At 68.2% G+C, this 26,735-nt stretch carries 29 protein-coding genes; 19 read left to right on the plus strand and 10 right to left on the minus strand.

The features are described 5' to 3' along the window. The first annotated feature begins 204 nt into the window (after positions 1–204). On the plus strand, positions 205–1,659 hold the full coding sequence (rpsA, locus tag WDU93_RS07870; protein WP_337319299.1) for a 30S ribosomal protein S1: 1,455 nt from the start codon (positions 205–207) through the stop codon (positions 1,657–1,659). A gap of 66 nt (positions 1,660–1,725) precedes the next feature. Here rpsA and WDU93_RS07875 read toward each other — a convergent pair whose 3' ends face one another. Genes WDU93_RS07875 through WDU93_RS07890 form a run of 4 tightly spaced genes read right to left on the minus strand, consistent with a single transcriptional unit; the run spans position 1,726 to position 4,805 of the window. Further along, a complete protein-coding gene (locus WDU93_RS07875; RefSeq protein WP_337319301.1) occupies positions 1,726–2,802 on the minus strand; it encodes an ABC transporter ATP-binding protein in 1,077 nt (358 codons plus the stop codon). Continuing rightward, complete coding sequence (locus WDU93_RS07880; protein ID WP_337319303.1) at positions 2,799–3,587, minus strand: ABC transporter permease; 789 nt, start codon at positions 3,585–3,587, stop codon at positions 2,799–2,801. The genes WDU93_RS07875 and WDU93_RS07880 overlap by 4 nt, the downstream gene beginning before the upstream one ends. Next, entirely contained in the window at positions 3,584–4,372 is a 789-nt protein-coding gene (gene modA / locus WDU93_RS07885; protein ID WP_337319304.1) for a molybdate ABC transporter substrate-binding protein, read from the minus strand. The genes WDU93_RS07880 and modA overlap by 4 nt, the downstream gene beginning before the upstream one ends. A 25-nt stretch (positions 4,373–4,397) precedes the next feature. Further along, positions 4,398–4,805 carry a TOBE domain-containing protein gene (locus WDU93_RS07890; RefSeq protein ID WP_337319306.1) on the minus strand — a complete coding sequence of 136 codons (408 nt, stop codon included), beginning with the start codon at positions 4,803–4,805 and terminating at the stop codon, positions 4,398–4,400. Between the two features lie 128 nt (positions 4,806–4,933). Here WDU93_RS07890 and WDU93_RS07895 point away from each other — a divergent pair, with 128 nt between their 5' ends. From WDU93_RS07895 to WDU93_RS07920, 6 genes are read left to right on the plus strand one after another with little or no spacing between them, the layout of a single operon-like run. Further along, positions 4,934–6,037 carry a ThiF family adenylyltransferase gene (locus tag WDU93_RS07895; RefSeq protein ID WP_337319308.1) on the plus strand — a complete coding sequence of 368 codons (1,104 nt, stop codon included), beginning with the start codon at positions 4,934–4,936 and terminating at the stop codon, positions 6,035–6,037. Next, complete coding sequence (locus tag WDU93_RS07900) at positions 6,034–7,266, plus strand: molybdopterin molybdotransferase MoeA (protein ID WP_337319310.1); 1,233 nt, start codon at positions 6,034–6,036, stop codon at positions 7,264–7,266. The genes WDU93_RS07895 and WDU93_RS07900 overlap by 4 nt, the downstream gene beginning before the upstream one ends. Further along, positions 7,263–7,727: a cyclic pyranopterin monophosphate synthase MoaC gene (moaC, locus tag WDU93_RS07905; RefSeq protein ID WP_337319312.1), complete on the plus strand. Its 465-nt coding sequence runs from the start codon at positions 7,263–7,265 to the stop codon at positions 7,725–7,727. Before WDU93_RS07900 ends, moaC begins: the two co-directional genes overlap by 4 nt. Continuing rightward, positions 7,724–8,344 (plus strand): molybdenum cofactor guanylyltransferase, encoded by a 621-nt coding sequence (gene mobA, locus WDU93_RS07910; RefSeq protein WP_337319314.1) that lies wholly within the window; start codon positions 7,724–7,726, stop codon positions 8,342–8,344. The genes moaC and mobA overlap by 4 nt, the downstream gene beginning before the upstream one ends. Further along, positions 8,337–8,573, plus strand: a complete 237-nt coding sequence (locus WDU93_RS07915) for a DUF6457 domain-containing protein (protein ID WP_337319315.1) — start codon at positions 8,337–8,339, stop codon at positions 8,571–8,573. Before mobA ends, WDU93_RS07915 begins: the two co-directional genes overlap by 8 nt. Next, positions 8,570–8,806, plus strand: a complete 237-nt coding sequence (locus WDU93_RS07920; protein WP_337319317.1) for a MoaD/ThiS family protein — start codon at positions 8,570–8,572, stop codon at positions 8,804–8,806. The genes WDU93_RS07915 and WDU93_RS07920 overlap by 4 nt, the downstream gene beginning before the upstream one ends. A 3-nt stretch (positions 8,807–8,809) precedes the next feature. On the opposite strand, the gene moaA is transcribed toward WDU93_RS07920, so the two are convergent. From moaA to WDU93_RS07940, 4 genes are read right to left on the minus strand one after another with little or no spacing between them, the layout of a single operon-like run. Further along, positions 8,810–9,817, minus strand: a complete 1,008-nt coding sequence (moaA, locus tag WDU93_RS07925; protein ID WP_337319319.1) for a GTP 3',8-cyclase MoaA — start codon at positions 9,815–9,817, stop codon at positions 8,810–8,812. Beyond that, positions 9,814–10,227 (minus strand): molybdenum cofactor biosynthesis protein MoaE, encoded by a 414-nt coding sequence (locus WDU93_RS07930; protein ID WP_337319321.1) that lies wholly within the window; start codon positions 10,225–10,227, stop codon positions 9,814–9,816. Before WDU93_RS07930 ends, moaA begins: the two co-directional genes overlap by 4 nt. After that, on the minus strand, positions 10,224–10,700 hold the full coding sequence (locus tag WDU93_RS07935; RefSeq protein WP_337319323.1) for a MogA/MoaB family molybdenum cofactor biosynthesis protein: 477 nt from the start codon (positions 10,698–10,700) through the stop codon (positions 10,224–10,226). The genes WDU93_RS07930 and WDU93_RS07935 overlap by 4 nt, the downstream gene beginning before the upstream one ends. Positions 10,701–10,742: 42 nt before the next feature. Then, on the minus strand, positions 10,743–11,414 hold the full coding sequence (locus tag WDU93_RS07940; RefSeq protein WP_337319325.1) for a helix-turn-helix domain-containing protein: 672 nt from the start codon (positions 11,412–11,414) through the stop codon (positions 10,743–10,745). Positions 11,415–11,471: 57 nt separating this feature from the next. Here WDU93_RS07940 and coaE point away from each other — a divergent pair, with 57 nt between their 5' ends. Continuing rightward, the gene (coaE, locus tag WDU93_RS07945) at positions 11,472–12,074 is read left to right on the plus strand and encodes a dephospho-CoA kinase (RefSeq protein ID WP_337319326.1); all 603 of its coding nucleotides are present in this window, start codon (positions 11,472–11,474) and stop codon (positions 12,072–12,074) included. A 6-nt stretch (positions 12,075–12,080) separates the two neighbouring features. Here coaE and WDU93_RS07950 read toward each other — a convergent pair whose 3' ends face one another. Continuing rightward, positions 12,081–12,686 carry a DUF4126 domain-containing protein gene (locus WDU93_RS07950; RefSeq protein ID WP_337319328.1) on the minus strand — a complete coding sequence of 202 codons (606 nt, stop codon included), beginning with the start codon at positions 12,684–12,686 and terminating at the stop codon, positions 12,081–12,083. Positions 12,687–12,752: 66 nt separating this feature from the next. Between WDU93_RS07950 and uvrB the strand changes: the two genes are divergently transcribed. Then, positions 12,753–14,831, plus strand: coding sequence for an excinuclease ABC subunit UvrB (uvrB, locus tag WDU93_RS07955; protein WP_337319330.1), 2,079 nt, complete (start codon positions 12,753–12,755; stop codon positions 14,829–14,831). A 23-nt stretch (positions 14,832–14,854) separates the two neighbouring features. Continuing rightward, complete coding sequence (locus WDU93_RS07960) at positions 14,855–15,190, plus strand: TfoX/Sxy family protein (protein WP_337319332.1); 336 nt, start codon at positions 14,855–14,857, stop codon at positions 15,188–15,190. A 5-nt stretch (positions 15,191–15,195) separates the two neighbouring features. On the opposite strand, the gene WDU93_RS07965 is transcribed toward WDU93_RS07960, so the two are convergent. Then, a complete protein-coding gene (locus WDU93_RS07965; RefSeq protein ID WP_337319334.1) occupies positions 15,196–15,438 on the minus strand; it encodes a hypothetical protein in 243 nt (80 codons plus the stop codon). Between the two features lie 44 nt (positions 15,439–15,482). On the opposite strand from WDU93_RS07965, the gene WDU93_RS07970 reads away from it, so the two are divergent. The 9 genes from WDU93_RS07970 (at position 15,483) to tpiA (ending at position 26,658) form a co-directional block, all read left to right on the plus strand. After that, positions 15,483–15,929: a MarR family winged helix-turn-helix transcriptional regulator gene (locus tag WDU93_RS07970; protein WP_337319336.1), complete on the plus strand. Its 447-nt coding sequence runs from the start codon at positions 15,483–15,485 to the stop codon at positions 15,927–15,929. Between the two features lie 59 nt (positions 15,930–15,988). After that, on the plus strand, positions 15,989–18,877 hold the full coding sequence (uvrA, locus tag WDU93_RS07975; RefSeq protein WP_337319338.1) for an excinuclease ABC subunit UvrA: 2,889 nt from the start codon (positions 15,989–15,991) through the stop codon (positions 18,875–18,877). After that, positions 18,877–20,814 carry an excinuclease ABC subunit UvrC gene (gene uvrC / locus WDU93_RS07980; protein WP_337319341.1) on the plus strand — a complete coding sequence of 646 codons (1,938 nt, stop codon included), beginning with the start codon at positions 18,877–18,879 and terminating at the stop codon, positions 20,812–20,814. The genes uvrA and uvrC overlap by 1 nt, the downstream gene beginning before the upstream one ends. 26 nt (positions 20,815–20,840) lie before the next feature. Then, the gene (gene rapZ, locus WDU93_RS07985; protein WP_337319342.1) at positions 20,841–21,713 is read left to right on the plus strand and encodes an RNase adapter RapZ; all 873 of its coding nucleotides are present in this window, start codon (positions 20,841–20,843) and stop codon (positions 21,711–21,713) included. Positions 21,714–21,780: 67 nt separating this feature from the next. Then, positions 21,781–22,773, plus strand: a complete 993-nt coding sequence (whiA, locus tag WDU93_RS07990) for a DNA-binding protein WhiA (protein WP_337319344.1) — start codon at positions 21,781–21,783, stop codon at positions 22,771–22,773. Positions 22,774–22,923: 150 nt separating this feature from the next. Beyond that, the gene (locus WDU93_RS07995) at positions 22,924–23,550 is read left to right on the plus strand and encodes a superoxide dismutase (RefSeq protein ID WP_337319346.1); all 627 of its coding nucleotides are present in this window, start codon (positions 22,924–22,926) and stop codon (positions 23,548–23,550) included. A gap of 102 nt (positions 23,551–23,652) precedes the next feature. Continuing rightward, the gene (gap, locus tag WDU93_RS08000; RefSeq protein ID WP_337319348.1) at positions 23,653–24,657 is read left to right on the plus strand and encodes a type I glyceraldehyde-3-phosphate dehydrogenase; all 1,005 of its coding nucleotides are present in this window, start codon (positions 23,653–23,655) and stop codon (positions 24,655–24,657) included. Between the two features lie 4 nt (positions 24,658–24,661). Then, positions 24,662–25,876 carry a phosphoglycerate kinase gene (locus WDU93_RS08005; protein ID WP_337319350.1) on the plus strand — a complete coding sequence of 405 codons (1,215 nt, stop codon included), beginning with the start codon at positions 24,662–24,664 and terminating at the stop codon, positions 25,874–25,876. Further along, the gene (tpiA, locus tag WDU93_RS08010) at positions 25,867–26,658 is read left to right on the plus strand and encodes a triose-phosphate isomerase (RefSeq protein WP_337319352.1); all 792 of its coding nucleotides are present in this window, start codon (positions 25,867–25,869) and stop codon (positions 26,656–26,658) included. Before WDU93_RS08005 ends, tpiA begins: the two co-directional genes overlap by 10 nt. The last annotated feature ends 77 nt before the right edge of the window (positions 26,659–26,735 follow it).

Here is a 26,735-nt window from a genome sequence, read left to right on the forward strand (position 1 = left end):
CCGTCGAACCCCGCAGGAGTTATCCACAAGGGAATAGAGGGTTCGCGCCACCGGTTGTGTCTGATAATCTGAAGTGTCACTCGTGGCTAGCATCCGCATGCCTGCGTGACATCGCAATCCACACCCAATTCGCCCTACGGCACCATTCTGGCCTCGTGCCAGGCCGCAGGGCCCGACTATCCATCAACAAGGACAACCCACTACATGACTAGCGCAACGACCGCCCCGGCCACCAAGCAGGTCGCGATCAACGACATCGGCTCTGCTGAGGACTTCCTGGCCGCGGTCGAGAAGACCCTCAAGTTCTTCAACGACGGCGACATCATCGAGGGCACGATCGTCAAGATCGACCGCGATGAGGTTCTGCTCGACGTCGGCTACAAGACCGAGGGCGTCATCCCCTCCCGCGAACTCTCCATCAAGCACGACGTCGACCCGAACGAGGTCGTCAAGGTCGGCGACGAGGTCGAGGCTCTCGTTCTCCAGAAGGAGGACAAGGAAGGCCGTCTGATCCTCTCCAAGAAGCGTGCGCAGTACGAGCGCGCCTGGGGCGACGTCGAGAAGATCAAGGAGAACGACGGCGTCGTCACCGGCACCGTCATCGAGGTCGTCAAGGGTGGCCTCATCGTCGACATCGGCCTGCGTGGCTTCCTGCCCGCGTCGCTCATCGAGCTGCGCCGTGTCCGCGACCTCACCCCGTACCTCGGTCAGGAGATCGAGGCCAAGATCCTCGAGCTCGACAAGAACCGCAACAACGTCGTGCTGAGCCGCCGTGCGCTGCTCGAGCAGACGCAGTCGGAGTCGCGCACCACGTTCCTGAACAACCTGCACAAGGGTCAGGTCCGCAAGGGTGTCGTGTCGTCGATCGTCAACTTCGGTGCGTTCGTCGACCTGGGCGGCGTGGACGGCCTCGTGCACGTCTCCGAGCTGTCCTGGAAGCACATCGAGCACGCCTCTGAGGTCGTCGAGGTTGGCCAGGAGGTCACCGTCGAGATCCTTGAGGTCGACCTCGACCGCGAGCGCGTCTCGCTGTCGCTGAAGGCGACCCAGGAGGACCCGTGGCAGGTCTTCGCCCGCACCCACGCCATCGGCCAGGTCACCCCGGGTAAGGTCACCAAGCTCGTTCCGTTCGGTGCGTTCGTTCGCGTCGCAGACGGCATCGAGGGCCTCGTCCACATCTCCGAGCTCTCCAGCAAGCACGTCGAGCTGGCTGAGCAGGTCGTGTCGGTCGGCGAAGAGGTCTTCGTCAAGGTCATCGACATCGACCTCGAGCGTCGCCGCATCTCGCTGTCGCTCAAGCAGGCCAACGAGTCGGTCGACCCCAACGGCACCGAGTTCGACCCGGCCCTGTACGGCATGCTCGCCGAGTACGACGAGAACGGCGAGTACAAGTACCCGGAGGGCTTCGACGCCGAGACCGGTGCTTGGAAGGAAGGCTTCGACGCCCAGCGCGAGGCTTGGGAGCAGGAGTACGCCGCTGCTCAGGCTCGCTGGGAAGCCCACAAGGCTCAGGTGGCGAAGGCCGCCGAGGCCGAGGCAGAGGCCGGCGCCGACTTCGGTGCCCCCTCGTTCTCGAGCGACTCGACCGGCGCCGGCACCCTTGCCGACGACGAGGCTCTCGCCGCTCTGCGCGAGAAGCTCTCGGGCGGCAACGCGTAAGCACCGCTTGACACGAACGGGCCGTCACCACACCCTCGGGTGAGTGGCGGCCCGTTCCGCGTCTGCTCAGTCCGATGCCGAGGCGTCCACAGAACGCCTCACCGACAGCAGCGGCACCTGCACACGCACCACATCGCCCACCCGAGGCAGTGCTGCCGGCGACTGGATGCCCTCGTGCGGCACCTCTGCCGCGAGACCCGACCGGTGCTCCACGCCGATCGCCCCGGCATGCGCGGTCACCGTATCCACCCGCATCGCGTGCGCGCCGTCCGCTGCGACGACGACCGAGCGAGGCGCGAGCACCGCGAAAGCGGCCTCTCCCGTAGCAAGCTCGCCCTCCGCGACTGCCGGCAGATCCGGACCGTCCGCCAGGGCCAGGGCCGCGCCTGTCCAGACGCCCCGCACCACGGAATAGCCGGCGAGGCGCGCGGTGAACGGATGCCGGGGGGCCGAGACCAGCTCCGCCGGAGTCGCGTGCTGGAGGACGCGCCCGTGACCGAGCACGATGCAGTGGTCCGCAAGCTGCCAGGCATCCGCCAGATCGTGCGTGACCAGGATGCTGGAAACACCGCGCTCAGTCAGTTCTTCGGCCAGCATCCGGCGCACCAGTGGCGCGCTTTCAGCATCCAGCGCCGCGAACGGCTCGTCGAGCAGTACCAACTCCGGCTCCGCCGCCAGCGCTCGCGCGATCGCGACTCGCTGCTGCTGCCCCCCGGATAACCGGTGCGGCCGGTCCCCGCCGCGTCCGGACAGACCCAACCTGTCGAGCCAGCTCTCTGCCGCCCGCAGTGCGTCCGCGCGCGCCATGCCTCGGGCCCGCGGAGCGAAGGCGATGTTCTGCGCTACCGACAAATGGGGGAATAGCCGTGGCTTTTGATCCAGCAAAGCAATGCGGCGGTGTTCTGGGCGTGTGCGCGGGCCGCCGGCCCGCTCGAGCACACGCCCGTCGAGGCACACCTTCCCGGCGGTGAGCGGTAGGAGGCCTGCCAGAGCACCGATGAGCGTCGATTTGCCGGATCCGTTCGGGCCCAGAACGGCCAGACGCCCGCCGGCGGCGACATCCAGCGTCGCCTGCATTCGGAACCCCTCGCGCTGCACGACGACGTCTGCGTCCAGCGCGCCCACGGCGGTCGGAGCGCTCATCGCACCGCATCCTCACGCCACGACCGCAGTGCACTGACGATCACGGCCGCGCAGACGAGCAGCAGCAGGGAAAGCGCGATGGCCGAGTCCTGGCTGACCCCCACGCCGTTGAACGCGGTGTAGATCGCCAGTGGCATGGTGCGCGTGGTGCCCTCGGCGTTGCCGGCGAACAGGGCCGTGGCACCGAACTCGCCCAGCGCCCGTGCGAAACACAGCACCGTGCCCGCGACGAGCCCAGGCAGAACCAACGGAAGGGTGATCCGGGTGAGGACCCGCCATCGACCTGCGCCCAGTGTGGCCGCGACCTGCTCGTGGCTGATGCCCGAGGTGCGCAGCGCCCCCTCGAGTGCGATCACGAGGAACGGCAGAGCGACGAAGGACTGAGCGATGACGACCGCGGCCGTCGTATAGGGGATGCTGACGCCGGTCGACTCGAAGAGGGGCCTGCCGATCAGACCGCTACGCCCGAGCAGGGACAGCAGCGCCAGGCCACCGACCATGGGAGGAAGGACCAGCGGCACCAGGACGAGCGTGCGCAGCACTGCTGCCGTCCTGCGCGATGCTCGGGCGATCACCAGCGCCAGCGGTGCCCCGATCAGCAGGCACACGATCGTCGCAGCGCTCGCTGTGCCCAGCGACAGGCCGAGTGCTTTCAGAGCCGCGGGGGAGAGGAGATCCTCCCCGAGCCGCTCCCAGCGCACTCGCGACAGGAGACCGACGATCGGCAGCACGAGCAGCGCGATGGCCACCAACGCCGGAACGTACACCAGGCGAGGAAGCGTCATGGCGCACCGAAACCGAATGCAGCGAGGATCTTCCTGCCCTCGGAGGACAGCACGAAGGTTGCGAATTCGCGCGCAGCCTGCGGCGACGGGGCGTCCGTGGCGATCGCGAGCGGATAGCGGTTGGCGACATCCGCGGCGCCGGCGGGGGTGATGCCCTCGAGTGCCCCGCTCGCCGCCGCCACATCGGTGGCGTAGACGAGCCCGGCATCCGCTTCACCGCTCGCGACCCGGGTGACGACGGAGGTGACGTTGGTCTCCTCACTGACCGGCGTCACTTCGACCCCGGCGTTGCGCAGCAGGGTCGCCGACGCGGCCCCGCAGGGAACTTCAGGTGCACACAGGACGACGCTGAGCGCAGGATCGGCGAGATCGGCCAGATCCTCGATGCCGTGCGGATTGCCCGGCGCGACCGCGATCTGCAGGGTGTTGCTGGCGAAGATCTCCCCGGCGTCGGCGCGACCGGCCGCGGTGACCGGCACCAGGCTCTCCTCGCTGGCGAAGGCGATCACGTCCACATCGGCACCGTCGATGATCTGGGTCGCCAGTGCTTGCGAGCCGTCGTACTGGATCGTCGGCTCGGGATACTCCGGATGCGCCGCGGTGAACGCGACCGCGAGTTCGTCGAAGGCGCCTTGAAGGGATGCCGCGGCGAAGATGATCAGCGGCTGGTTCTGCGAGGTAGAGGCGGGACCGTCCGACGGGCCGGCCGACGACGCTGCACAGCCGGTGAGCGCGAGGCTCACGACGGCGAGTGCGGTCGCCAGCATCCGGGGGAGTGTCTTCACGCTCTTGATCAATCGGCTGCCCTGGTCAGCCGCGTTCGGTGCGCGGGGTCTCGACGATGACGTTCGTCGCCTTGACGATCGCGGTGGCGAGGCTGCCGACCTCGAGCCCGAGATCGCGCACGGCCTCGGTCGACATGAGCGATACGACCCGGTGTGGTCCGCTGCGCAGTTCGACCTGTGACATCACCGTGTCGGAGACGATGTCGGTCACGACGCCGACGAAACGGTTCCTGGCGCTGGACGCGTGCTCACCCGCGTCGCCGGGGACGGTCGCTGTGCGGGTGAGGTATGCCGCCAGGTCGGTGCCTTGCACAACCAGGCGTCCGGACGCATCCGTATCGGCGGGCAGCTGGCCTGCGTCGATCCAGCGGCGCACTGTGTCGTCGCTCACAGACAGCAGCGCGGCGGCTTCGCGAATCCGAAAACTCGTCATGAGGATCATGCTAGACCCGCATGCGCGGTCGAACGATCGCAACTAAGCCGCATCTGCGCACTGAGCGGACCTGAGGAGTCGGCTCGGTCGCCGAGCCGCGCGGCGTGGCCGCCCGGTAGCGTGGAGACATGGCCTTCGCACCGCTGGTGGCACCCGCCGACGCGCTCCCCGCTGACGAGCGCGAACGCGCGGCGCGGCAGCTGCGTCTGCCCGAGATCGGTGACCTCGGGCAGCGTCGATTGCGTGCCGCACGCGTGATCGTGATCGGCGCGGGCGGCCTGGGCTCACCTGTCCTGCAGTACCTCGCGTCCGCGGGCGTCGGGGTGATCGGGATCGGCGATGACGATGTCGTGGATGCGTCCAACCTCCAGCGTCAGGTGCTGTTCGCGACCACGGACATCGGGCGGCCGAAGGCCGAGGTCGCCGCGGAGCGCGTGCAGTCCCTGTCGCCGCACACGCAGGTCGTGCGGCACGATGAGCGCCTGACGTCGGCCAACGCGGAGCGGCTGCTGCGCGGCTACGATCTCGTCATCGACGGCACGGACACGTTCGAGACCCGGTACGACGTCGCGGATGCCGCGGATCGCCTCGGGCTGCCACTGGTCTGGGGCTCCGTGCTGCGCTTCGATGCCCAAGCGACGGTGTTCTGGTCGCGGCCGTCCAGCGGGCAGCCCCTGCGCCTTCGCGATGTCTTCCCCACCGCGCCACCGCCCGACGAGGTTCCGTCGTGTGCGGAAGCAGGGGTACTCGGTGCCCTGTGCGGCCAGCTCGGGGGCATCCTCGCCGCGGAGGCGGTCAAGCTGATCGTCGGGATCGGCGAGCCGCTCGTCGGGCGGATGCTCGTCATTGATGCGCTCTCCGCGCGGACGCGTGAGATTCCCCTCCGCCCTGCTCCGCAGCCACCGGCCTCCGAGGGGGGACACACCCGCGTGAGCTTCGATGATCTGGATCGGCTGGGGCCCACACTTCTACTCGACGTCCGCGAACCCGAGGAGTTCGCCGCCGGAAGCATCCCGGGCGCGGTCTCGCTCCCGTTGGGACAGCTGCGCACGGATCCTCGTGCGGTGCCGACCGATGCGGTCATCGTCATCTACTGTCAGCTCGGTCCGCGCGCGCGACTCGCGGCCGATGCCCTGCAGACGGAGCATCCGGCGGCCGACATTCGGCTGCTCGACGGCGGCTACGCGGCCTGGCAGCGCCGCCACCGCTCGACGGTGGGGAGCGACGCATGATTCCGCTGGAAACGCATCGCGGACGCATCCTCGCCGCGGCCCACCCGCTCACGCCCCGGCGCCACTCGCTCGAGCGTGCCCTCGGCCTGGTGCTCGCCGAAGACGTCACCAACCGGTGGCCGGTGCCCTTGTTCGACAACTCGGCGATGGACGGATACGCCGTCCGTACCGAGGATGCTGTCGTCGGCGCGCGTCTGCGGGTCGTGGCCGACGTGCCGGCCGGTTCGGCGGATGATCCGCCCGTCCGCGCCGGCGAAGCCGTCCGCATCATGACGGGTGCGCCCGTGCCGTCGGATGCCACCGCGATCGTTCCGGTGGAACACACCGATCACGGGGTGTTCCTCGGCGCGGAACCGCCATCGCACATCGTGATCACCCAGGCACCCGTCGCCGGCGTACACATCCGTCGCCGCGGAGAGGACGCCGCAGCCGGAACCGTCGTCGTCACCGCGGGAACGGTGCTCGGTCCCTGGCAGCTGTCGTCGATCGCCTCGGCCGGACACGATGAGGTGCTCGTGATCCCTGCACCGCGCGCCGCCGTGATCTCCACCGGTTCCGAGCTCATCGCGCCGGGCGACACGCCGCAGCGCGGGCAGATCCCCGAATCGAACTCGCACCTGCTCACCGCCGCGCTCACCGCCGCAGGCGCCCAGGTCGTGCACGTGAGCACGGTGGCCGATGATGACGCTGCCCTGCGGGCAGAGCTCGACCGCATCGATGCCGACCTCATCGTGCTGTCCGGTGGTGCCAGTGTCGGCGCGTTCGACGTGGTGAAGTCCGTGCTCGACGGCGCCGGATCGGACGAGACCCCGGTGCGCTTCGAGAGTGTGGCGATGCAGCCCGGCAAACCACAGGGCTTCGGTGTCGCCGAGAGCGGTGCGCTCGTGTTCTGCCTGCCGGGAAACCCCGTGAGCGTGGCCGCGTCGTTCGAGATCTTCGTCCGCCCCGCTGTACGACGCCTCGCGGGCCATCGCGACCTCGAGCGGCGACAGGTGGTTCTGCCCGCTGGAACGTCGTGGCGGTGCCCGCCCGGGCGGACCCAGGTGCTGCCGGTGACCATTCACGCTGGCGTCGTGCTGCCTGCCAGCGCCGGGGGGAGCGGGTCGCATCTCGTCGCCTCACTCGCCCGCGCCAGCGATCTCGCCGTGATCCCCGCCGAAACCGAGCGGGTGCAAGAAGGAGACTCCGTGACCGTACTGATGGTGTCAGAGACGCAGGTGCTCGCATGAACTTCACCCACCTCGACGATCAGGGCCACGCGCGCATGGTCGACGTGACCGAGAAGCAGCCGACGATCCGCAGCGCCACCGCCACCGGGAAGGTGCGATGCTCCGAGGTCGTGCTGGCGGCGCTCCGCGATGGCACGACGCCCAAGGGTGATGTGTTCGCCGTCGCACGCATCGCCGGCATCCAGGGCGCGAAACGCACCGCCGAGCTCATCCCTCTCGCCCACATAATCGGTGTGCATGGGGCGACGGTCGACCTTGAGCTCGTCGCGGACGGCGTGCAGGTCACCGCCACCGTGCGCACGGCAGATCGTACGGGCGTCGAGATGGAGGCGATGACTGCGGTGAGCGTCGCCGCGCTCACCATCGTCGACATGGTCAAGGGTCTCGACAAGCGCGTCGAGATCGTCGACATCGCGCTCATCCGCAAGACCGGTGGCAAGAGCGGGGATTGGGTGCGGTGACTGTCGCCGGACCCCCTGCCGCGATCATCCTCGCCGGCGGGCGCGCGTCGCGTCTGGGCGGGGCCGACAAGGCGCAGATCGAGATCGGCGGCATGCCGCTCATCGCCTCGGTGTGCGCGGCCGTGGCCGGGTGCGCCCCGATCGTCATCGCCGGGCCGGATGCACTCGGCGGTCCCGGCATCCGCACGGTGCGTGAGCAGCCTCCATTCGGAGGGCCGGTCGCAGGGCTCGCGGCGGCGCTCCCACTCGTCGCCGGGGCCGAGCGCGTCTGGCTGCTCGCCAGCGATCTTCCACGCGCCGCCGACATCGTGCGGCAGGTGGAGCGGGCGGGGTTCCCGGAGGAGGTGGATGCGGTGATCCTGCAGGATGCCGATGGGCACGATCAGCCCCTCGCGGGCCTCTACCGCGTCAGCGCACTGCGCCGGGCGCTGGCGGCGCTGGGCGAGCCGACGAACGCCTCGCTGCGGCGTCTGATCGCGCCGCTCACGATCATGCGCGTGAGGGATGCCGAAGGGGCCTCCAGCGACCTCGACACCTGGGATGACATCGCCGCCTACCGTGCCGCGCAGGAACACGGCACGATGGACGAAGACAGAAGGGACCGGTCACATGACTGACACTCCGGACCACCTCGCGCGATGGGCGGCCGACCTCGCCGGCGATCTCGGCGTGGCGCGTGACGCCCCCGTCGGAGCCCTGCTCGACCTCACCCGAGACGTCGCCCATGGCGTCATGCGCCCCGCCGGGCCGATCACGACCTATCTCGTGGGACTCGCGGTGGCCGGAGGAATGCCCTTCGAGGATGCCGCCGCCACCGTGCGGGCCCGCATTCCGGAGCAGGAATGAAGATCAGATACTTCGCCGGTGCGGCCGAAGCAGCCGGACGTGAAGAGCAGCAGATCGACGATTCCCTGACGCTCGGCATCCTCCGGCAGCGGCTGGCCGAACAACACGGCGCCGAATTCACCCGGGTGCTGGCCCGCTGCGCTGTGCTCGTCGACGGTGAGCGGCTCGGCGATGACGCGCGCGTGCCAGACACGGCGACGGTCGACGTCTTGCCACCGTTCGCCGGCGGCTGACCCTCACCCGCCGATCGCCGACATCGGGCGGTCGGGCTGCAGGAACCCGGGGTCATCGATCCCGTGCCCGGCCCGCTTTCCTTCGATGTTCTGGCGCAGCATCCGTGCCACGTCCTCGTCGGTGCCGCCGGCGCGCAGCAGACCGATCAGGTCGGACTCCTCGCGAGCGAACAGGCAGTTGCGCACCTGACCGTCCGCGGTCAGCCGCACCCGGTCGCACGATCCGCAGAAGGGGGCCGTGACCGAGGCGATGACGCCGACCGTTGTCATTCCGCCGTCGACGCGGAACACCTCAGCGGGGCTCGCGCCCCGCGCACCGACCGGGCTGAGCTCGAACTCCGCCGACAGCTTCGCGAGAATCTCCTCGCCGGGAACCATCCGCTGCCGGGTCCAGATGTGCCCTGCATCCAACGGCATCTGCTCAATGAATCGCAGCTGGGCGTCATGCGCCTGAGCGAAGCGCAGGAGATCGCAGAACTCATCGTCGTTGACATCACGCATCGCCACCGTGTTGATCTTCAGCGGCCGCAGACCGGAGTCCTGCGCTGCGCGGATGCCCAGCAGCACGTCTTCCAGGCGGTCGCGGCGGGTCAGCTCGGCGAACCGCTCGGGGCGCACCGTGTCGAGGCTGATGTTCAGGCGTTCCAGACCCGCCTCGACGAGCTCGTCGATCACGCGGTCGAGTCGGATGCCGTTGGTCGTCATCGACACCTGCAGCGGGCCGTCCTCGCCGTCGATCCGACTGAGCCGTCGCACGACGTCGACGACGTCGGGGCGCAAGAGGGGCTCACCGCCGGTCAGGCGGATCTCCACGATGCCCAGGCGCGCGAGCACGCGGGCAACGCGTTCGATCTCGTCGGTGGTGAGCAGGTTCTGCTTTGCCAGCCAGGGAACACCCTCGGCGGGCATGCAATAGGTGCAGCGCAGATTGCACTTGTCGGTGAGCGAGATGCGCAGGTCGCGGTGCACGCGCCCGAACCGGTCGACCAGGGGTCCGTCGAAGACGCTCACAGCCCCACCCACGATCCTTCGCCGTCGGCGGTGACCTGTCGCTTCCAGATCGGGAGTGCCACCTTTACGCGTTCCACCAGCGCACGGCTCACGTCGAAGGCCTCGGCGCGGTGCGCGCTCGAGACCGCGCACACGATGGCGACATCGCCGACGGCGAGATCGCCGATGCGGTGGGTGATCGCGATCCGCAGGTCGGGGGCGTCGAGCTCTGCCGCGAGGTTTGCGAGGGTCTGCGCGGCATCCGGATGCGAGCTGTACTCCAGCCGCACCACTTCGCCGTCCGCTCCCGGGTCGTGATCACGGACGGTGCCGACGAACAGGGCCGTTGCGCCGGCGCGCGGATCGGCGACCGCCGTGAGGTGGGCGGCGACATCCAGTGGGTTCGATGCGATCTCGGCGATCGTGATCACGGGTGATCCCCTCCGTCGAGCTGGGCGATCACATGGTCGGCCAACGACAGCACCACGGGGATGCCGTCCCGCACGGCGCCGGGGGAGCCGGCGAGGTTCACCACCAGTGCACCGCCATGCACACCGGCCAGACCGCGGGAGAGCAGCGCCGTCGGCACGTGCACGGACCCGACCCGCCGGATCTCTTCGGCGATACCAGGCACGGCGCGATCGAGCAGGGGAGCGGTCGCCTCGGGCGTGACATCACGGGGGCTCAGACCGGTACCGCCGGTGGTGATCACCAGACGCCCGCCCTCGGCGACGGCGTGGCGCACGGCATCCGCGATCTGTTCGCGTTCGTCGGGCACGACGACGACGGTGCTCGCCCAGCCGGCCGCGTGGAGCAGCTCGGCGGCGAGCGGGCCGGACCGATCGTCCCTGACTCCGGCGGCGGCGCGATCGGACACCGTGATCACTCGCGCCACCCCGCCCATGCGGTCACCTCCGACATCGCCTCTCGCCAGTCTAGGCGGCGCTCAGTGACCTTCGTCGGGTGCGGCCGCGGGGCGCCGCGTGCGCGGCACGCGGGTCGCCTCGCCTTTCATCCCCAGTGCGATCACGCAGCTGTGCGGGGTGACGAACGGATCGACTCGGCGCAGCTCGATCGGGCCCGGTACTTGCGTGAGCACATCCTGCACGAGCCGCGCGTGTACCGAGCAGACCAGCGGTCGATCCTCTTCCACCGCCCGGTGATATGGGCAGGGGGCGAGAGTCATGGTGAGTTCGCGCTCATCGAGGTCGGGCTGCAGCCCGGCATCTTCGAGATGCTCGTAGAGCGCGTCGAGCTGGTGGGTTGCCGCGGTGCCGAGGTCGGCGCTGCTGTCGAGATCGGGAGACATCCGCCGGAGGGCATCGCCGCTCGCGGTCGCTGCGGCCACCCGTCGCGAGGCCGCGGGGGAACTGTCAGCCTCGCGCACCGGGAGATAGACGATCGGCGGCCGGCCCCGACCTCCGGTGGGCTGGGTCTCACTGCGCACCAGACCCTCGTCTTCGAGCACCCGCAGGTGTTCGCGCGCCGTGTTGGTGTGCAGCTCGGCGATCTCTGCCAGTTCGCTGAGCAGCAGCCCCGGCGTGCGTTGGATGGCGCGGAGCAGACGAAGGCGGCTCAGCTGAGTGAGCCCCCGGTAGTCGTGTGCACGCCGCGGCATGCCTCCATGCTAATCAGGCGCGGGCGTGGTGGGCTCGGCGCGTGTCAGGATGGAGCCATGCCTCTCCTCGCGCTCACCGGCGGCATCGCGTCGGGAAAGTCGACGATCGCCGCTCGCCTCGCTGAGCACGGTGCCGTGATCGTCGATGCGGATCAGATCGTGCGCGATGTGCAGGCGCCCGGCACCGACGTGCTGGCGCGTATCGCCCAGGACTTCGGTTCCGCCATGATCACCGCCGACGGCGCACTTGATCGGGCGGCGCTGGGAGCCAGGGTGTTCGGGGACGAGGAGGCACTCGCCCGATTGAACGCCATCGTGCATCCTGCCGTGCGAGCGGAGTCCGCGCGGCGGTTCGCCGAGGCGTTTGCGGCGGATGCTGACGCGGTCGTTGTCTACGACGTGCCGCTGCTCGTGGAGGCGCGGGTCGACGACCCGTGGGACCTCATCATCGTCGCCGACGCGCCCGCCGCGCTGCGGGAGCAGCGGCTCATCGAGCTGCGCGGGATGGATGCTGCGCAGGCACGCGCCCGCATTGCCGCTCAGGTCAGCGACGAGCAGCGACGGGCGGTCGCGGATGTGCTGATCGACACGACCGGCTCGCTGGAGCACACGCACGCGCAGGTGGATGCGCTGTGGGAACGACTTCGGAACGGCGCCTGACCGGGGTCAGCCGTGCGCCGCAGCGGCCTTCGCCTCACGCCTGCGACGCCACCGCCGCATCAGCACGATGACCGTGATGATCAGGCCGATCAGCAGCAGGCCGGCGACGATGGGCACGATGATCGCCGCGGCAGCGAGCGAGAACGACGCCGCGTCCTCGGCGGTGCTGAGCACCGGGGCCGCCAGGCCACCCGTGACGGCATTGGCCGCCACCCTGGTCGCCGACTTCGCGGCGTGCACGACCAGCGCGATCGCGATGCCGACGACGATCGGCACCCAGGTGTTCTGGCTGAAGAACCCCGCCGGGTCGTCGACCGCCACCGTCTGCGCGCTCGTGCCCGCGCCGAAGACGATGCCGCCCGAAGCCGGGCGCATGATGCTCTGGACCACGTCGTTGATCGAGTCCAGAGCGGGGATCTTGTCCGCCACGATCTCGAGGGCGAGGAGCGCCCCGATGATCCAGAGCGCGAGGTCGCTGGAGATCCATGCCCACGATGACGGAAGCTCGACCGCGGGGATCAGGCGATCGGAGAGACCGAGCAGGAACAGCGGCATCCATGCGTTCAGGCCAGCGGAGGCGGCGAGGCTGGTGCCGATGATGAACTCGATCACGCGTCCACTCTAGGCCGAGCTGCCGACGCCGTCCCGATGTCCGTGGCTCCGCCTACGCTGGAGGGTATGGAACCCACCCGAAGTGTCCGGCCGTTCGAGGTCGTCAGCGAATACATGCCGGCGGGCGATCAGCCGCAGGCCATCGCCGATCTCGCCGCACGCATCAACGCGGGTGAGACCGACGTCGTCCTGCTGGGTGCCACCGGTACCGGCAAGTCTGCGACGACGGCATGGCTGATCGAGCAGGTGCAGCGCCCGACCCTCGTGATGGCGCATAACAAGACGCTCGCCGCGCAGCTGGCCAACGAGTTCCGCGAGTTGCTGCCGCATAACGCCGTCGAGTACTTCGTCTCGTACTACGACTACTACCAGCCCGAGGCATACGTCCCGCAGACGGACACCTTCATCGAGAAGGACTCCTCGATCAACGCGGAGGTCGAGCGGCTGCGCCATTCGACGACGAACTCGCTGCTCTCACGCCGTGACGTCGTCGTCGTGTCCACCGTCTCGTGCATCTACGGTCTCGGCGCTCCGGAAGAGTATTTGCGCGCGATGGTCGCTCTGCAGGTGGGCGAGCGGTACGACCGTGATGCCCTCATTCGCCAGTTCATCGCGATGCAGTACAACCGCAACGACGTCGATTTCTCGCGCGGCAACTTCCGCGTGCGCGGCGACACGATCGAGATCATCCCGGTCTACGAAGAGCACGCGATCCGCATCGAACTCTTCGGCGACGAGATCGAGGCCCTCTATTCGCTGCATCCGCTCACGGGTGAGGTGATCGCGAAGCTCGACGCCGTGCCGATCTTCCCTGCCTCGCACTACGTGGCAGGAACGGATGTCGTGCAGCGCGCGATCGGCACGATCGAAACCGAGCTCGCCGAGCGACTCGCCGAGCTCGAGCGCCAGGGCAAGCTGCTCGAAGCACAGCGGCTGCGCATGCGGACGACCTTCGATCTCGAGATGCTGCAGCAGCTCGGATTCTGCTCCGGCATCGAGAACTACTCCCGGCACCTCGACGGGCGCGAGGCGGGGGAGCCGCCGCACACGCTGCTGGACTTCTTCCCCGACGACTTCCTGCTCGTGATCGACGAGTCGCACGTGACGGTGCCGCAGATCGGTGCGATGTACGAGGGTGACGCCTCGCGCAAGCGCACGCTCGTCGAGCACGGCTTCCGGCTGCCGAGTGCGATGGACAACCGCCCGCTGCGGTTCGACGAGTTCAAGAACCGGATCGGGCAGACGGTGTATCTGTCGGCGACACCGGGCAAGTACGAGATGGGTATCGCTGACGGCGTTGTCGAGCAGATCATCCGTCCGACCGGTCTGGTCGACCCGGAGATCGTGGTCAAGCCGTCGAAGGGGCAGATCGACGATCTGCTCGAAGAGATCCGGTTGCGCGTCGAGCGCGACGAACGCGTGCTGGTCACCACGCTGACCAAGAAGATGGCCGAGGAGCTGACCGACTTCCTCGGCGAGCACGGGGTACGGGTGCGCTATCTGCACTCCGATGTCGACACGCTGCGCCGGGTGGAGCTGCTCAGCGAGCTGAGAGCGGGCGTCTACGACGTGCTCGTCGGCATCAACCTGCTGCGTGAGGGTCTCGACCTGCCCGAGGTGTCGCTCGTGGCGATCCTCGACGCCGACAAGGAGGGCTTTCTGCGCTCGGGTACCTCGCTCATCCAGACGATCGGTCGCGCGGCGCGCAACGTGTCGGGCGAGGTGCACATGTACGCAGACAACATGACCGACTCGATGCGCACGGCGATCGAAGAGACCGACCGTCGACGCGAGAAGCAGGTCGCGTACAACACCGCGCACGGGATCGACCCACAGCCGCTGCGCAAGCGAATCGCCGACATCACGGAGGTGCTCGCCCGTGAGGCTGCCGATACGGCAGACATGCGCGCGGGACGTGGACGGTCGACCAAGAGCGGCAAGGGCAAGTCGCCCACCCCGAACCTGCGGCGAGACGGCATCGCGGCAGAGGGGGCGGTGCAGCTCGAGGAGACGATCGCCGACCTGTCCGACCAGATGCTGGCCGCCGCGGCCGAGCTGAAGTTCGAGCTCGCCGCCCGGCTGCGTGACGAGGTGCAGGATCTCAAGAAGGAACTTCGTGCGATGGAGAAGGCCGGACACGCCTGACGGGTGTCTGCGGAGGGGTGGGCATGCGCATGGATGACGCAGGGATGGAACTCGCCGACCGCATCCGTGCGCTCGTGGGGGCGGAGCTCGCCCTCGAAGAGAAGCGGATGTTCGGCAGTCGAGCATTTCTCGTCGATGGCAAGATCCTCGCGGCGTCACGCGGCGGGGGCGTGCTGCTGATCCGCGTCGGTGACGAGCAAGGGGCCGTGCTGGTCGGCCGCCCCGGCGCCGCACCGGCGCAGATGGGGGCGAAGGTGATGGGCAACAGCTGGCTCGACGTGTCGCCGGCGGCGATCGCTGACGACGACGAACTGATGTTCTGGCTGGATGCCGCGCGCGAGAACCTCGGCCTGGGCTGAACCCCTCAGGGGCAGTGCACCAGGGTCTTCGGGCCCGTGCGGTCGATCTCATGCTCGTTCATCGCGTGTCCGCACAGCGGGCAGGCGCGCTCTGCGCGTTCGGCGGCCGACGGGGGAGGCGTGGCCTCGTACGGGCCCACGGAGGCGGGGCCGGCATAGCGGATCAGACGCGAGTTGAGATACGCGTACCAACCGCCCGCCTCACGGACGCGGGTGCGGAGGGGGACGTGTTCCGGGTTCTTCGTCATGATGCTTAGTGTACTAACTATTTGTGCGTGTGTATAGTCTGAACATGACTTCCGACGACGATGACCTGCTGCGCCTGGAGAACCAGCTGTGCTTCGCCATGGTGACGGCCGCACGCAACGTGGTGGCGATCTACCGCCCGATCCTTGAACCGCTGGGGCTCACGCACCCGCAGTATCTGGTGATGCTGGCGCTGTGGGAGCGGGCGCCCCGCTCGCTGAACGATCTGGCCACCGACCTCGCCCTCGAACCGGCCAGCGCCTCGCCGCTGGTCAAGCGCCTGGAGAAAGAAGGCCTCGTACGCCGTACCCGAAGCACCGAGGACGAGCGACGACTCGACATCGACCTCACCGATGCCGGCCTTGCGCTTCGCGCCCGCGCGCTCGACGTGCCGCGCCAGGTGATGGCCGCCGTCGGCATGGACCTCGAGTCCGTGGCGACGCTGCGTGACGGGCTCGCTCCGTTCGCGGGTCGCGCTCCGGCGGCACGCTAAGGCGCTCGGGCATCGGCCCTCACAGAGCCGATGTCGGTGGCCCCTCTTAGACTTGACGGGTGCCTATTGTTCCCGTCGCCACGCCCGGCAAGCTCAGTGTTCGCGGTGCCCGCGTGCACAACCTCAAGAACGTCGACATCGACATCCCGCGCGACTCGCTCGTCGTCTTCACCGGGCTATCCGGCTCTGGCAAGTCCAGCCTCGCGTTCGACACGATCTTCGCCGAGGGGCAGCGTCGGTATGTCGAGTCGCTGAGCGCCTACGCGCGACAGTTCCTCGGGCAGGTCGACCGTCCTGACGTCGACTTCATCGAGGGACTCAGCCCGGCAGTCTCGATCGACCAGAAGTCGACCAACCGCAATCCGCGCTCGACGGTGGGCACGATCACCGAGATCTACGACTACATGCGTCTGCTGTGGGCGCGAATCGGTGTTCCGCATTGTCCAGTGTGTGGCGCCAAGATCCAGCGTCAGACGGTGCAGCAGATCGCCGATCAGCTCATGGAACTGCCCGAGCGCACCCGCTATCAGATCGTCGCTCCCGTCGTCACACAGAAGAAGGGCGAGTTCGTCGACCTGTTCCGAGAGCTCGGAGCAAAGGGATACTCGCGGGCAATCGTCGACGGCGAGCTGATCCAGCTCTCCGAGCCGCCGGCGCTCAAGAAGAGCTACAAGCACGACATCGCCGTCGTCGTCGACCGCCTGGTGGCGTCGCCCGACATCCTCGGCCGGGTCACCGACTCGGTCGAGACTGCGCTGGGTCTCGCGGGTGGCGTCGTGCAGGTCAACTTCGTCGATGAAGAGGGGGATGCCGCATGGCAGTCCTTCTCCGAGAAGCTCGCATGCCCGAACGGTCACGCGATCACGCTGACCGAGGTCGAGCCGCGCACTTTCTCGTTCAACGCGCCGTTCGGCGCCTGCCCCGCATGTTCAGGGCTCGGCACCCGCATGTCGGTCGACGTCGACCTGATGCTCGGTGATGAAGACCTGTCGATTCGTGAGGGCGTCATCCTGCCGTGGACGACCCAGGGCAAGGGGCTCTTCCAGTACTACGAGCGACTGCTCGAGGGCCTCTCGCGTGACCTCGACTTCTCGCTCGACACTCCGTGGCGTGAACTGCACTCCGACGTGCGCGAGGCCGTGCTGCGTGGCGAGAACTACAAGGTCACGGTCAAGTGGAAGAACCGCTATGGCCGTGAGATGCGGTACGCCTCGGGCTTCGAGGGTGTCGTGCCCTACATCGAGCGCCAGTACCTGCAGGCAGAATCCGACAACCAGCGCAACCGCTGGGGAGAGTACCTGCGCGAGGTGCCCTGCCCCGTGTGCAACGGTGACCGGCTCAAGCCGGAGGTGCTCGCGGTGCTCGTGCACGGGCACTCGATTGCCGAGGTGTCGCACCTGAGTCTCGCCGATGCCCGCGACTTCATGGAGGAGCTCGTGCTCACCGACCGCGAGGCGAAGATCGCCGCGCAGGTGCTCCGAGAGATCCGCCTGCGTCTGGACTTCCTGCTGCAGGTCGGCCTGAACTATCTCAACCTCAGCCGTTCCGCCGGCTCGCTCTCGGGCGGCGAAGCCCAGCGCATCCGACTGGCCACGCAGATCGGTTCCGGGCTCACCGGCGTGCTCTACGTGCTCGATGAGCCGTCGATCGGTCTGCACCAGCGCGACAACCGGCGCCTGATCGAAACGCTGCTCACCCTGCGCGACCTCGGCAACACCCTCATCGTCGTCGAACACGATGAAGAGACCATTGAGGCGGCCGACTGGGTCGTCGACATCGGACCGGGCGCTGGCGTCGGCGGGGGAGAGGTCGTCCACTCCGGGCCCTACTCTGCGCTGCTCGCCGACGAAGCCTCGATGACCGGCGAATACCTCTCCGGGCGCCGCGAGATCGCGACACCGAAGAAGCGTCGCAAGATCGACCGCAAGCGCATGCTCAGCGTCGTCGGTGCACGGGCGAACAACCTCAAGAACGTCACGGCCGACTTCCCGCTCGGGGTCCTCACGGCCGTCACCGGTGTGAGTGGGTCCGGCAAGTCGTCGCTCGTGAACGACATCCTGTACCAGGTGCTCGCCGCCAGGCTCAACGGCGCCCGCACGGTGCCGGGCAAGCACACGAGGGTCACGGGTCTCGACAACCTCGACAAGGTCGTGCATGTCGATCAGGCACCGATCGGTCGCACGCCGCGCTCGAACCCGGCCACCTACACCGGCGTGTTCGACCGCATCCGCACCCTGTTCAGCGAGACCCCCGAGGCGAAGGTGCGCGGCTACCTGCCCGGGCGGTTCAGCTTCAACGTCAAGGGTGGCCGCTGCGAGGCGTGCTCCGGCGACGGCACGATCAAGATCGAGATGAACTTCCTGCCCGACGTCTACGTCGACTGCGAGGTCTGCCACGGCAAGCGGTACAACCGCGACACGCTCGCCGTGCACTACAAGGGCAAGAACATCGCCGAGGTGCTCGAGATGCCGATCGAAGAGGCAGCGGAGTTCTTCGAGCCGATCCAGGCCATTCACCGCTACCTCCGCACGCTCGTCGACGTGGGCCTGGGGTACGTGCGTCTCGGACAGTCGGCGACCACGCTCTCCGGCGGCGAGGCGCAGCGCGTCAAACTCGCCACCGAACTCCAGCGACGCAGCAACGGGCGCAGCATCTACGTCCTCGACGAGCCGACCACGGGTCTGCACTTCGAAGACGTGCGCAAGCTGCTCGAGGTGCTGGGCGGCCTGGTCGACAAGGGCAACACGGTGATCGTCATCGAGCACAACCTCGACGTGATCAAGTCGGCCGATTGGGTCATCGATCTCGGACCCGAAGGCGGATCGGGGGGCGGCGAGATCATCGCCACCGGCACCCCGGAGCAGATCGCCGCGGTCGAGGACAGCCACACGGGGCAGTTCCTTGCCGAGATCCTCGGCGGAGGCCGAGCCGCACGCAAGGCCAGCTGATGGCCGACGTGCTGCCATATAAGCCGCGCACCGGAGAGATTCCCACCGACCCCGGCGTCTACCGGTTCCGCGACGCCGACGGCCGGGTGCTCTACGTGGGCAAGGCAAAGAACCTGCGGCAGCGGCTGTCGAACTACTTCGCGCCCCTGCGAACGCTGCACGAGCGCACCCGCCGCATGGTCACCACGGCGGCCTCGGTCGAATGGACGGTCGTCCCGACCGACGTCGATTCGCTGCAGCTCGAGTACATGTGGATCAAGGAGTTCGATCCGCCGTTCAACGTCCGCTACAAGGACGACAAGTCCTACCCGTTCATGGCCATCACCCTCGCCGACGAGGCGCCGCGAGTCATGGTCACGCGCAATCGCAAGATTCCGGGTGCGCGTTACTTCGGCCCCTACCCGAAGGTGTGGGCCGTGCACGAGACCATCGATCTCATGGTCAAGGCGTTCCCCATCCGCACCTGCAGCGACGCCAGTTACAAGCGCGCCATGGCGACCGGGCGGCCCTGCTTCCCCGGTCAGATCGGCAAATGCGGCGGACCCTGCTCGATGAAGGTGACCATCGCCGAGCACCGGGCCATGGTCGACGATTTCATCGCCTTCATGGCGGGCGGCGACGAGCGCTTCCGCCGCGAGCTGACGCAGAGCATGAAGTCCGCCTCGGCGGCGATGGACTACGAGTCGGCCGCGCGCTTCCGCGACAAACTGCAGGCGATCGACGCAGTGCTCAGCAAGAGCGCGCTCGTGCTGCCCTCCGATGAGGATGCCGACCTGTTCGGCATCGCCGAAGACGAGTTGGCCGCCGCGGTGCAGCACTTCGTCATCCGCGGTGGGCGGGTGCGCGGTGTCCGCGCGACGACGATCGACAAGGAACTGGACATCTCCGGGCCCGAACTCGTCGACCAGGTGCTCCAGCGCGCCTACGGTGACGGCGTCGACGTGCCGCGTCGGGTGCTGGTGCCGACCCTTCCCGACGACGCCGACGAACTCGAGGTGTGGCTCCGCGAGCGCCGCGGACGCAAGGTCGAGGTCGCGGTCGCGCAACGCGGACAGCGAGCAGAGCTCATGCGCACGGCCACGCTGAACGCGCAGCAGGCGCTGCTGCGACACAAGACCCGCCGCACCAGCGACTACACCGCCCGCACCCTCGCGCTCACCGAGTTGCAGGAGGCCCTCGGGCTTGATGAGGCGCCGCTGCGCATCGAGTGCTTCGACATCTCGCATTTCGGTGGCACCAACGTCGTCGCCTCCATGGTCGTCTTCGAAGACGGGCTGCCGCGCAAAGACCAGTACCGGTCGTTCAACATCGCCGAGACCACCGACGACACCGACTCGATGTATCAGGTGCTCATGCGCCGCCTCGCATACCTCGACGCAGATCCCGTCGCCGGCGGCGACAGCGAGACAGATGCTGAGGGCGAAGGGGACTCGGATCCCACGGACGACGGTGAGGTGAGCACCCCGCGCCGCCGCCCCCGGTTCGCCTACCGTCCGCAGCTGCTGGTGGTCGACGGCGGCCAGCCGCAGGTCGAGGCAGCGGCGCGTGCGCTGCGCGACAGCGGTCACCCCGAGATTGCGCTGTGCGGCATCGCCAAGCGTCTTGAAGAGCTCTGGGTTCCGGGCGACCCCTATCCGGTCATCCTGCCGCGCACCAGCGAGGCGCTGTACCTCGTGCAGCGCCTGCGCGATGAGGCACACCGGTTCGCCATCACCCACCAGCGGCGACGCCGCAAGCGTGACATCACGACCGTGCTCTCTGAGGTGCCCGGTCTCGGGGAATCCCGCATCAAGGCCCTGCTCAAGCACTTCGGTTCGGTCGCGGCTCTGCGCGGAGCGACGCCCGATCAGATCACCGAGGTCGCGGGCATCGGCCCCGCCCTCGCGACTGCCATCCATGCGCACCTGGCGACGCCGGGGGACGGCAGCACTCGCTAGGCTGGAGATCCACGGAGGGAGACACCATGGCCGCCGCCGACAAGGGCGAGTTCTTGATCGTCACGGGAATGTCGGGGGCCGGGCGCAGCACCGCCGCGAACGCGCTGGAAGACCTCGGCTGGTACGTGGTCGACAACCTTCCGCCGCAGATCCTGCCGCCTCTGCTCGACCTCACCGACATGGGCGGCAGCAACCTGCCCAAGGTCGCCGCCGTGGTCGACGTGCGTGGTCGCGGTCTGTTCGACGACTTTCCCGGCGTCGCCAAGGCGCTGCGCCGCCGAGGCTCGGTCAAGGTGCTCTTCCTCGATGCCTCCGACGACGTGCTCGTGCGACGGTTCGAGTCGGTGCGCAGGCCGCACCCGCTGCAGGCCGACGGCACGCTGCTCGACGGTATCCGTACCGAGCGGTCGCGACTCGCGGTCATCCGCGAGTCCGCGGACCTGGTGATCGACACCTCGAATCTCAACATCCACCAGCTGGTGACCCAGGTCACCGATCTGTTCACCGAGGCAGGGGACGCCAGGCACCGGCTCACGCTGATGAGCTTCGGCTTCAAGTACGGGCTGCCCACCGACGTCGACCTCGTGGCTGATATGCGGTTCCTGCCCAACCCGTTCTGGAACGAAGACCTGCGCAGCCTCACCGGTCAGGATGCGGCTGTGAGCGATTACGTCCTCTCCCGTGACGGCGCGGAGGAGTTCCTCGACGCCTACGCGGCAGCTCTGCGGCCGGTCCTGGCCGGCTACCAGCGCGAGAACAAGAGCCACTCCACTGTCGCGATCGGCTGCACGGGTGGCAAACATCGCTCGGTCGCCACGGCGATCGAGCTCGCCAAGCGCCTGTCGGCAGAGCCCGGCGTGGCCGTGAACGTGCGCCATCGCGACCTCGGGCGCGAGTAGAAACCGGCTGAGCCTTGTAGGCTATTCCCTTGCGTCGCGATCCGGCGCGCAAGCGTGAAGGAGACTCGTGGCACTCACCACCGACGTCAAGGCCGAACTCGTCAGCATCCGAAATGCACCGCCGCAGGTGCGTGTCGCGGAGGTGACGACGATTCTTCGGTTCGCCGGCGGATTGCACTCGATCGCCGGCCGTGTCGCCGTCGAGGCGGAGGTGGATGCAGAGACCCTCGCCCGCCGTGTCGCCCGCGATCTCGCGGAGATCTACGGTGTGCGCCCCGAGATCGCGCAGGTGAAGGCCAGCAGCGCCCACGCCGGCGGCCCGAACGATGGAGCGCGCTGGGCCGTCCGCGTCATCGCCGCAGGTGAGACCCTTGCGCGCCAGACCGGGCTGCTCGACCCGCGCCGCCGCCCGGTGCGCGGTCTGCCCAACCGCCTGACCACCGGCAACCCGGAAGAGCTCGCCGGCATCTGGCGCGGCGCCTTCCTCGCCGCCGGATCGCTCAGCGAGCCCGGCCGCTCGGCCATGCTCGAGATCGCCTGCCCTTCGGGCGAGGCCGCAATGGCCCTCGTCGGCGCCGCACACCGTCTGGGTGTCACCGCCAAGGCACGCGAGGTGCGCGGCATGCCGCGCGTCGTCGTGCGTGAGGGCGAGTCGATCCGCCAGATCCTCGGTATCATGGGTGCGCGCCGTACCGCCGCCGCCTGGGAAGAGATGCGTCAGCGCCGCGAAGTGCGCGCCGGCGTGAACCGCCTGGTGAACTTCGATGACGCGAACCTCCGCCGGTCAGCGCAAGCCGCCGTCGCCGCGTGCGCCCGTGTCGAACGTGCTCTCGAGATCCTCGGTGATGACGTCCCCGATCACCTGCGTATGGCGGGCAACCTGCGTCTCGCGCACCGCGACGCCAGCCTGGACGAGCTCGGTCACCACGCCGAACCGCCGCTGACCAAGGACGCTGTCGCCGGCCGCATCCGCCGCCTGCTGGCTATGGCTGACAAGCGCGCGCAGCAAGACGGCATCCCCGGCACCGAGGCCGCGGTGCCTGCAGGTCTCGACGACTGAGCGACGCGCGCGGGTTCTGTCACACGGGAAGGTTCCTCCGCCCGGCGACGTTCACCTCACTAGGATGAGAGACGTCCGCTCTGCGGCGCACCACGGCGACGCAGAGGATCGGCAAGCGCCGCGGCGCGGCGCGGATTGGATGAATTCGACATGGCGATTTACACGCTCCCCGACCTCCCCTACGACTTCGCGGCTCTGGAACCGCACATCAGTGGCAAGATCATGGAACTGCACCATGACAAGCACCACGCGGCATACGTCGCCGGCGCCAACGCCGCAGTCGAGGCTCTCGCCGAGGCACGGGAGAGCGGCAACCTGGCCAACGTGAACAAGCTCGAGAAGGACCTCGCGTTCAACCTCGGCGGGCACGTCAACCACTCCATCTTCTGGACCAACCTCTCGCCCGAGGGCGGCGGCCAGCCCGAGGGTGAGCTGAAGACCGCGATCGAGGAGTACTTCGGCTCCTTCGAGAAGTTCCAGGCACAGTTCGCCGCCGTCGCCATGGGGATCCAGGGCTCCGGCTGGGCTGTGCTCAGCTGGGACCCGATCGGTCAGCGCCTGCTCACGCAGCAGCTGTTCGACCAGCAGGGCAACACCGCGCAGGGCACGGTGCCGCTGTTCCAGCTCGACATGTGGGAGCACGCGTTCTACCTCGACTACCTGAACGTGAAGGCCGATTACGTCAAGGCCGCGTGGAACATCGCCAACTGGGAGAACGTCGCGCAGCGCTTCGAAGCGGCTCGTGAGAAGACGGCAGGCCTGCTGGTACTCTCGTAACCAAGACGGGCGTCCCGATGGGCGAAATGCCCGTCGGGACGCCGATGTCCACGCCTTCTCTGAACAGAAAGCGCAATAGCGCACGAGAAACAGGAGACCTGAGTGTCTGTCAAGATCGGTATCAACGGCTTCGGCCGAATCGGACGCAACTACTTCCGCGCGGCACTCGCGCAGGGCGCAGACATCGACATCGTCGCTGTCAACGACCTCACGGACAACAAGACGCTGGCACATCTGCTGAAGTACGACTCGATCACCGGCCGTCTTGACGCCGACGTGACGTACGACGACGAGAGCATCACGGTCAACGGCCACCGCATCGCGGCCTTCGCCGAGCGCGACCCCGCCAACCTGCCCTGGGGCGAGCTGGGTGTCGACATCGTCATCGAGTCGACCGGCTTCTTCACCAAGGCGGAGCTCGCCAAGAAGCACCTCGAGGCCGGCGCCAAGAAGGTTCTCATCTCGGCTCCCGCGACCGGTGACGACGTCACCATCGTCATGGGCGTGAACGAGGACACCTACAACCCCGAGACCGACAACATCATCTCGAACGCCTCGTGCACCACGAACTGCCTCGCGCCGCTGGCGAAGGTCTTCAACGACGCCTTCGGCATCGAGACCGGTCTGATGACGACGGTCCACGCCTACACGGCCGACCAGAACCTGCAGGACGGTCCGCACAGCGACCTGCGTCGCGCGCGTGCCGCCGCCGTGAACATCGTCCCGACCTCGACCGGTGCCGCCAAGGCGATCGGCCTCGTCCTGCCCGAGCTCAAGGGCAAGCTCGATGGCTTCGCGCTGCGCGTTCCGGTTCCCACCGGATCGATCACCGACCTCACCGTGACCACGGCTAACCCGGTCACCGTCGAGGAGATCAAGGCTGCGTACAAGGCTGCCGCCGAGGGTCCCCTCAAGGGCATCCTGAAGTACACCGAGGATGAGATCGTCTCGAGCGACATCGTCACCGACCCGCACTCGTCGATCTTCGACGCCGGTCTGCTGCGCGTCATCGGCAACCAGGTCAAGCTGTCGGCCTGGTACGACAACGAGTGGGGCTACTCCAACCGTCTCGTCGACCTGACCGAGTACGTCGCCGAGCGTCTCTGAACACATGACCCTGCGCACCCTCGAATCGCTGGGGTCGCTTGAAGGCAAGCGCGTCATCGTCCGTTGTGATCTGAACGTCCCCCTCCGGGACGGGGTCATCACGGACGATGGCCGTGTTCGCGCCTCTCTGCCGACCCTGAACACGCTCATCAACGCCGGCGCGCGGGTCATCGTGACCTCGCACCTCGGCCGCCCCGATGGGGCACCCGACCCGAAGTACAGCCTCGAGCCGGTGGCTCAGCGGCTGTCGGAGCTGCTCGGCAAGCCGGTCGCGTTCGCACGCGACACGGTGGGGGAGTCCGCACACGAAGCCGTCGCATCCCTGGAGGATGGCGGCGTCGTCGTGCTGGAGAACCTCCGCTTCAACCCCGGCGAGACGGCGAAGGATGACGCGACGCGTCGTGCTTTCGCCGAGCAGCTGGCTGAGCTGGGCGATGCGCTCGTCTCGGACGGTTTCGGCGTCGTGCACCGCAAGCAGGCGAGTGTCTACGACCTCGCCGAGCTGCTGCCCTCCGCGGCGGGCCTGCTGATCGCGACCGAGCTCGACGTGCTCGACCGGCTCACCGAGAGCCCGGAGCGCCCCTACACGGTGGTGCTCGGCGGCTCGAAGGTCAGCGACAAGCTCGGTGTCATCTCGCACCTGCTGCCGCGTGTGGACCGTCTGCTCATCGGTGGTGGGATGCTGTTCACGTTCCTCAAGGCGCAGGGCTACGAGGTCGGCGCGAGCCTGCTCGAGGCCGACCAGCTCGACACGGTGCGCGGCTACATCGCCGAGGCCGCGGAGCGCGGCGTCGAACTCGTGCTGCCCACCGACATCGTCGTGGCATCGGCTTTCGCAGCCGACGCGGCCCACGAGGTCGTGCCGGCGGACGCCATCGAGTCGAGTTCCTTCGGGGCATCCGGCATCGGCCTGGACATCGGACCGGAGACCGCCGCGCGTTTCGCGGAGCTCATCCGCGGATCGAAGACGGTCTTCTGGAACGGCCCGATGGGCGTGTTCGAGTTCCCCGCCTTCGCCGGTGGCACCAAGGCCGTCGCCCAGGCGCTCACCGAGGTCGACGGCCTCGCCGTCGTCGGGGGCGGAGACTCCGCAGCCGCCGTGCGTCAGCTCGGCTTCACCGACGACCAGTTTGGACACATCTCGACGGGTGGAGGCGCCAGCCTCGAATTCCTCGAGGGTAAGAAGCTTCCCGGCCTGGAGGTGCTCGGATGGCAGTGACGACACGTACCCCGCTGATCGCGGGGAACTGGAAGATGAACCTTGACCACCTGCAGGCGGTCGCGACGGTGCAGAAGCTGCACTGGACGCTGAAGGATGCCGGACACGAGGGCGACTCGGTGGAGGTGGCGATCTTCCCGCCGTTCACCGACATCCGCTCGGTGCAGACGCTGATCGACGCCGACAAGATCCCGTTCGCGCTCGGTGCGCAGGACATCTCGGCGCACGACTCCGGTGCCTACACCGGTGAGGTCTCCGGTGCGTTCCTCGCCAAGCTCGGTGTGACCTACGTCATCATCGGCCACTCCGAGCGTCGTGAGTACCACAACGAGACCGACGAGGTCGTGGCCGCCAAGGTGCAGGCCGCGCTTCGCAACGGGCTCGTCCCGGTGATCTGCGTCGGCGAGACGGCGGAGGATCTCGAGAAGTTCGGCGCCAGCGCGGTTCCCGCAGGCCAGCTCAAGGCCGCTCTCGCCGGTGTTCCCGCATCCGCGAACATCGTCGTGGCCTACGAGCCGGTCTGGGCGATTGGCTCCGGGCAGGCGGCGACGCCGCAGCAGGCGCAGGACGTGTGTGCGGCACTTCGCGGCGTGATCGCTGAGTCGCTGGATGCCGATGCCGCCGCCCGGACGCGCGTGCTGTACGGCGGATCGGTGAAGTCGACGAACATCGCGAGCTTCTTGCGTGAGCCCGACGTCGACGGCGCGCTCGTCGGTGGTGCCAGCCTCGTGGTGGACGAGTTCGCGGCGATCGTGCGCTTCGAGAAGCACGTCGGCGTGTGAGGGGACGGGGGTTCGCCCCCGTCTCCCCGTATACTTGACCGTTACGCGGGCCGTCCGGCCCGATCGAAAGGCTTTAC

The sequence above is a fragment of the Microbacterium istanbulense genome, from assembly GCF_037204145.1.
In the GTDB taxonomy this organism is placed as follows: Bacteria; Actinomycetota; Actinomycetes; order Actinomycetales; family Microbacteriaceae; genus Microbacterium; species Microbacterium istanbulense.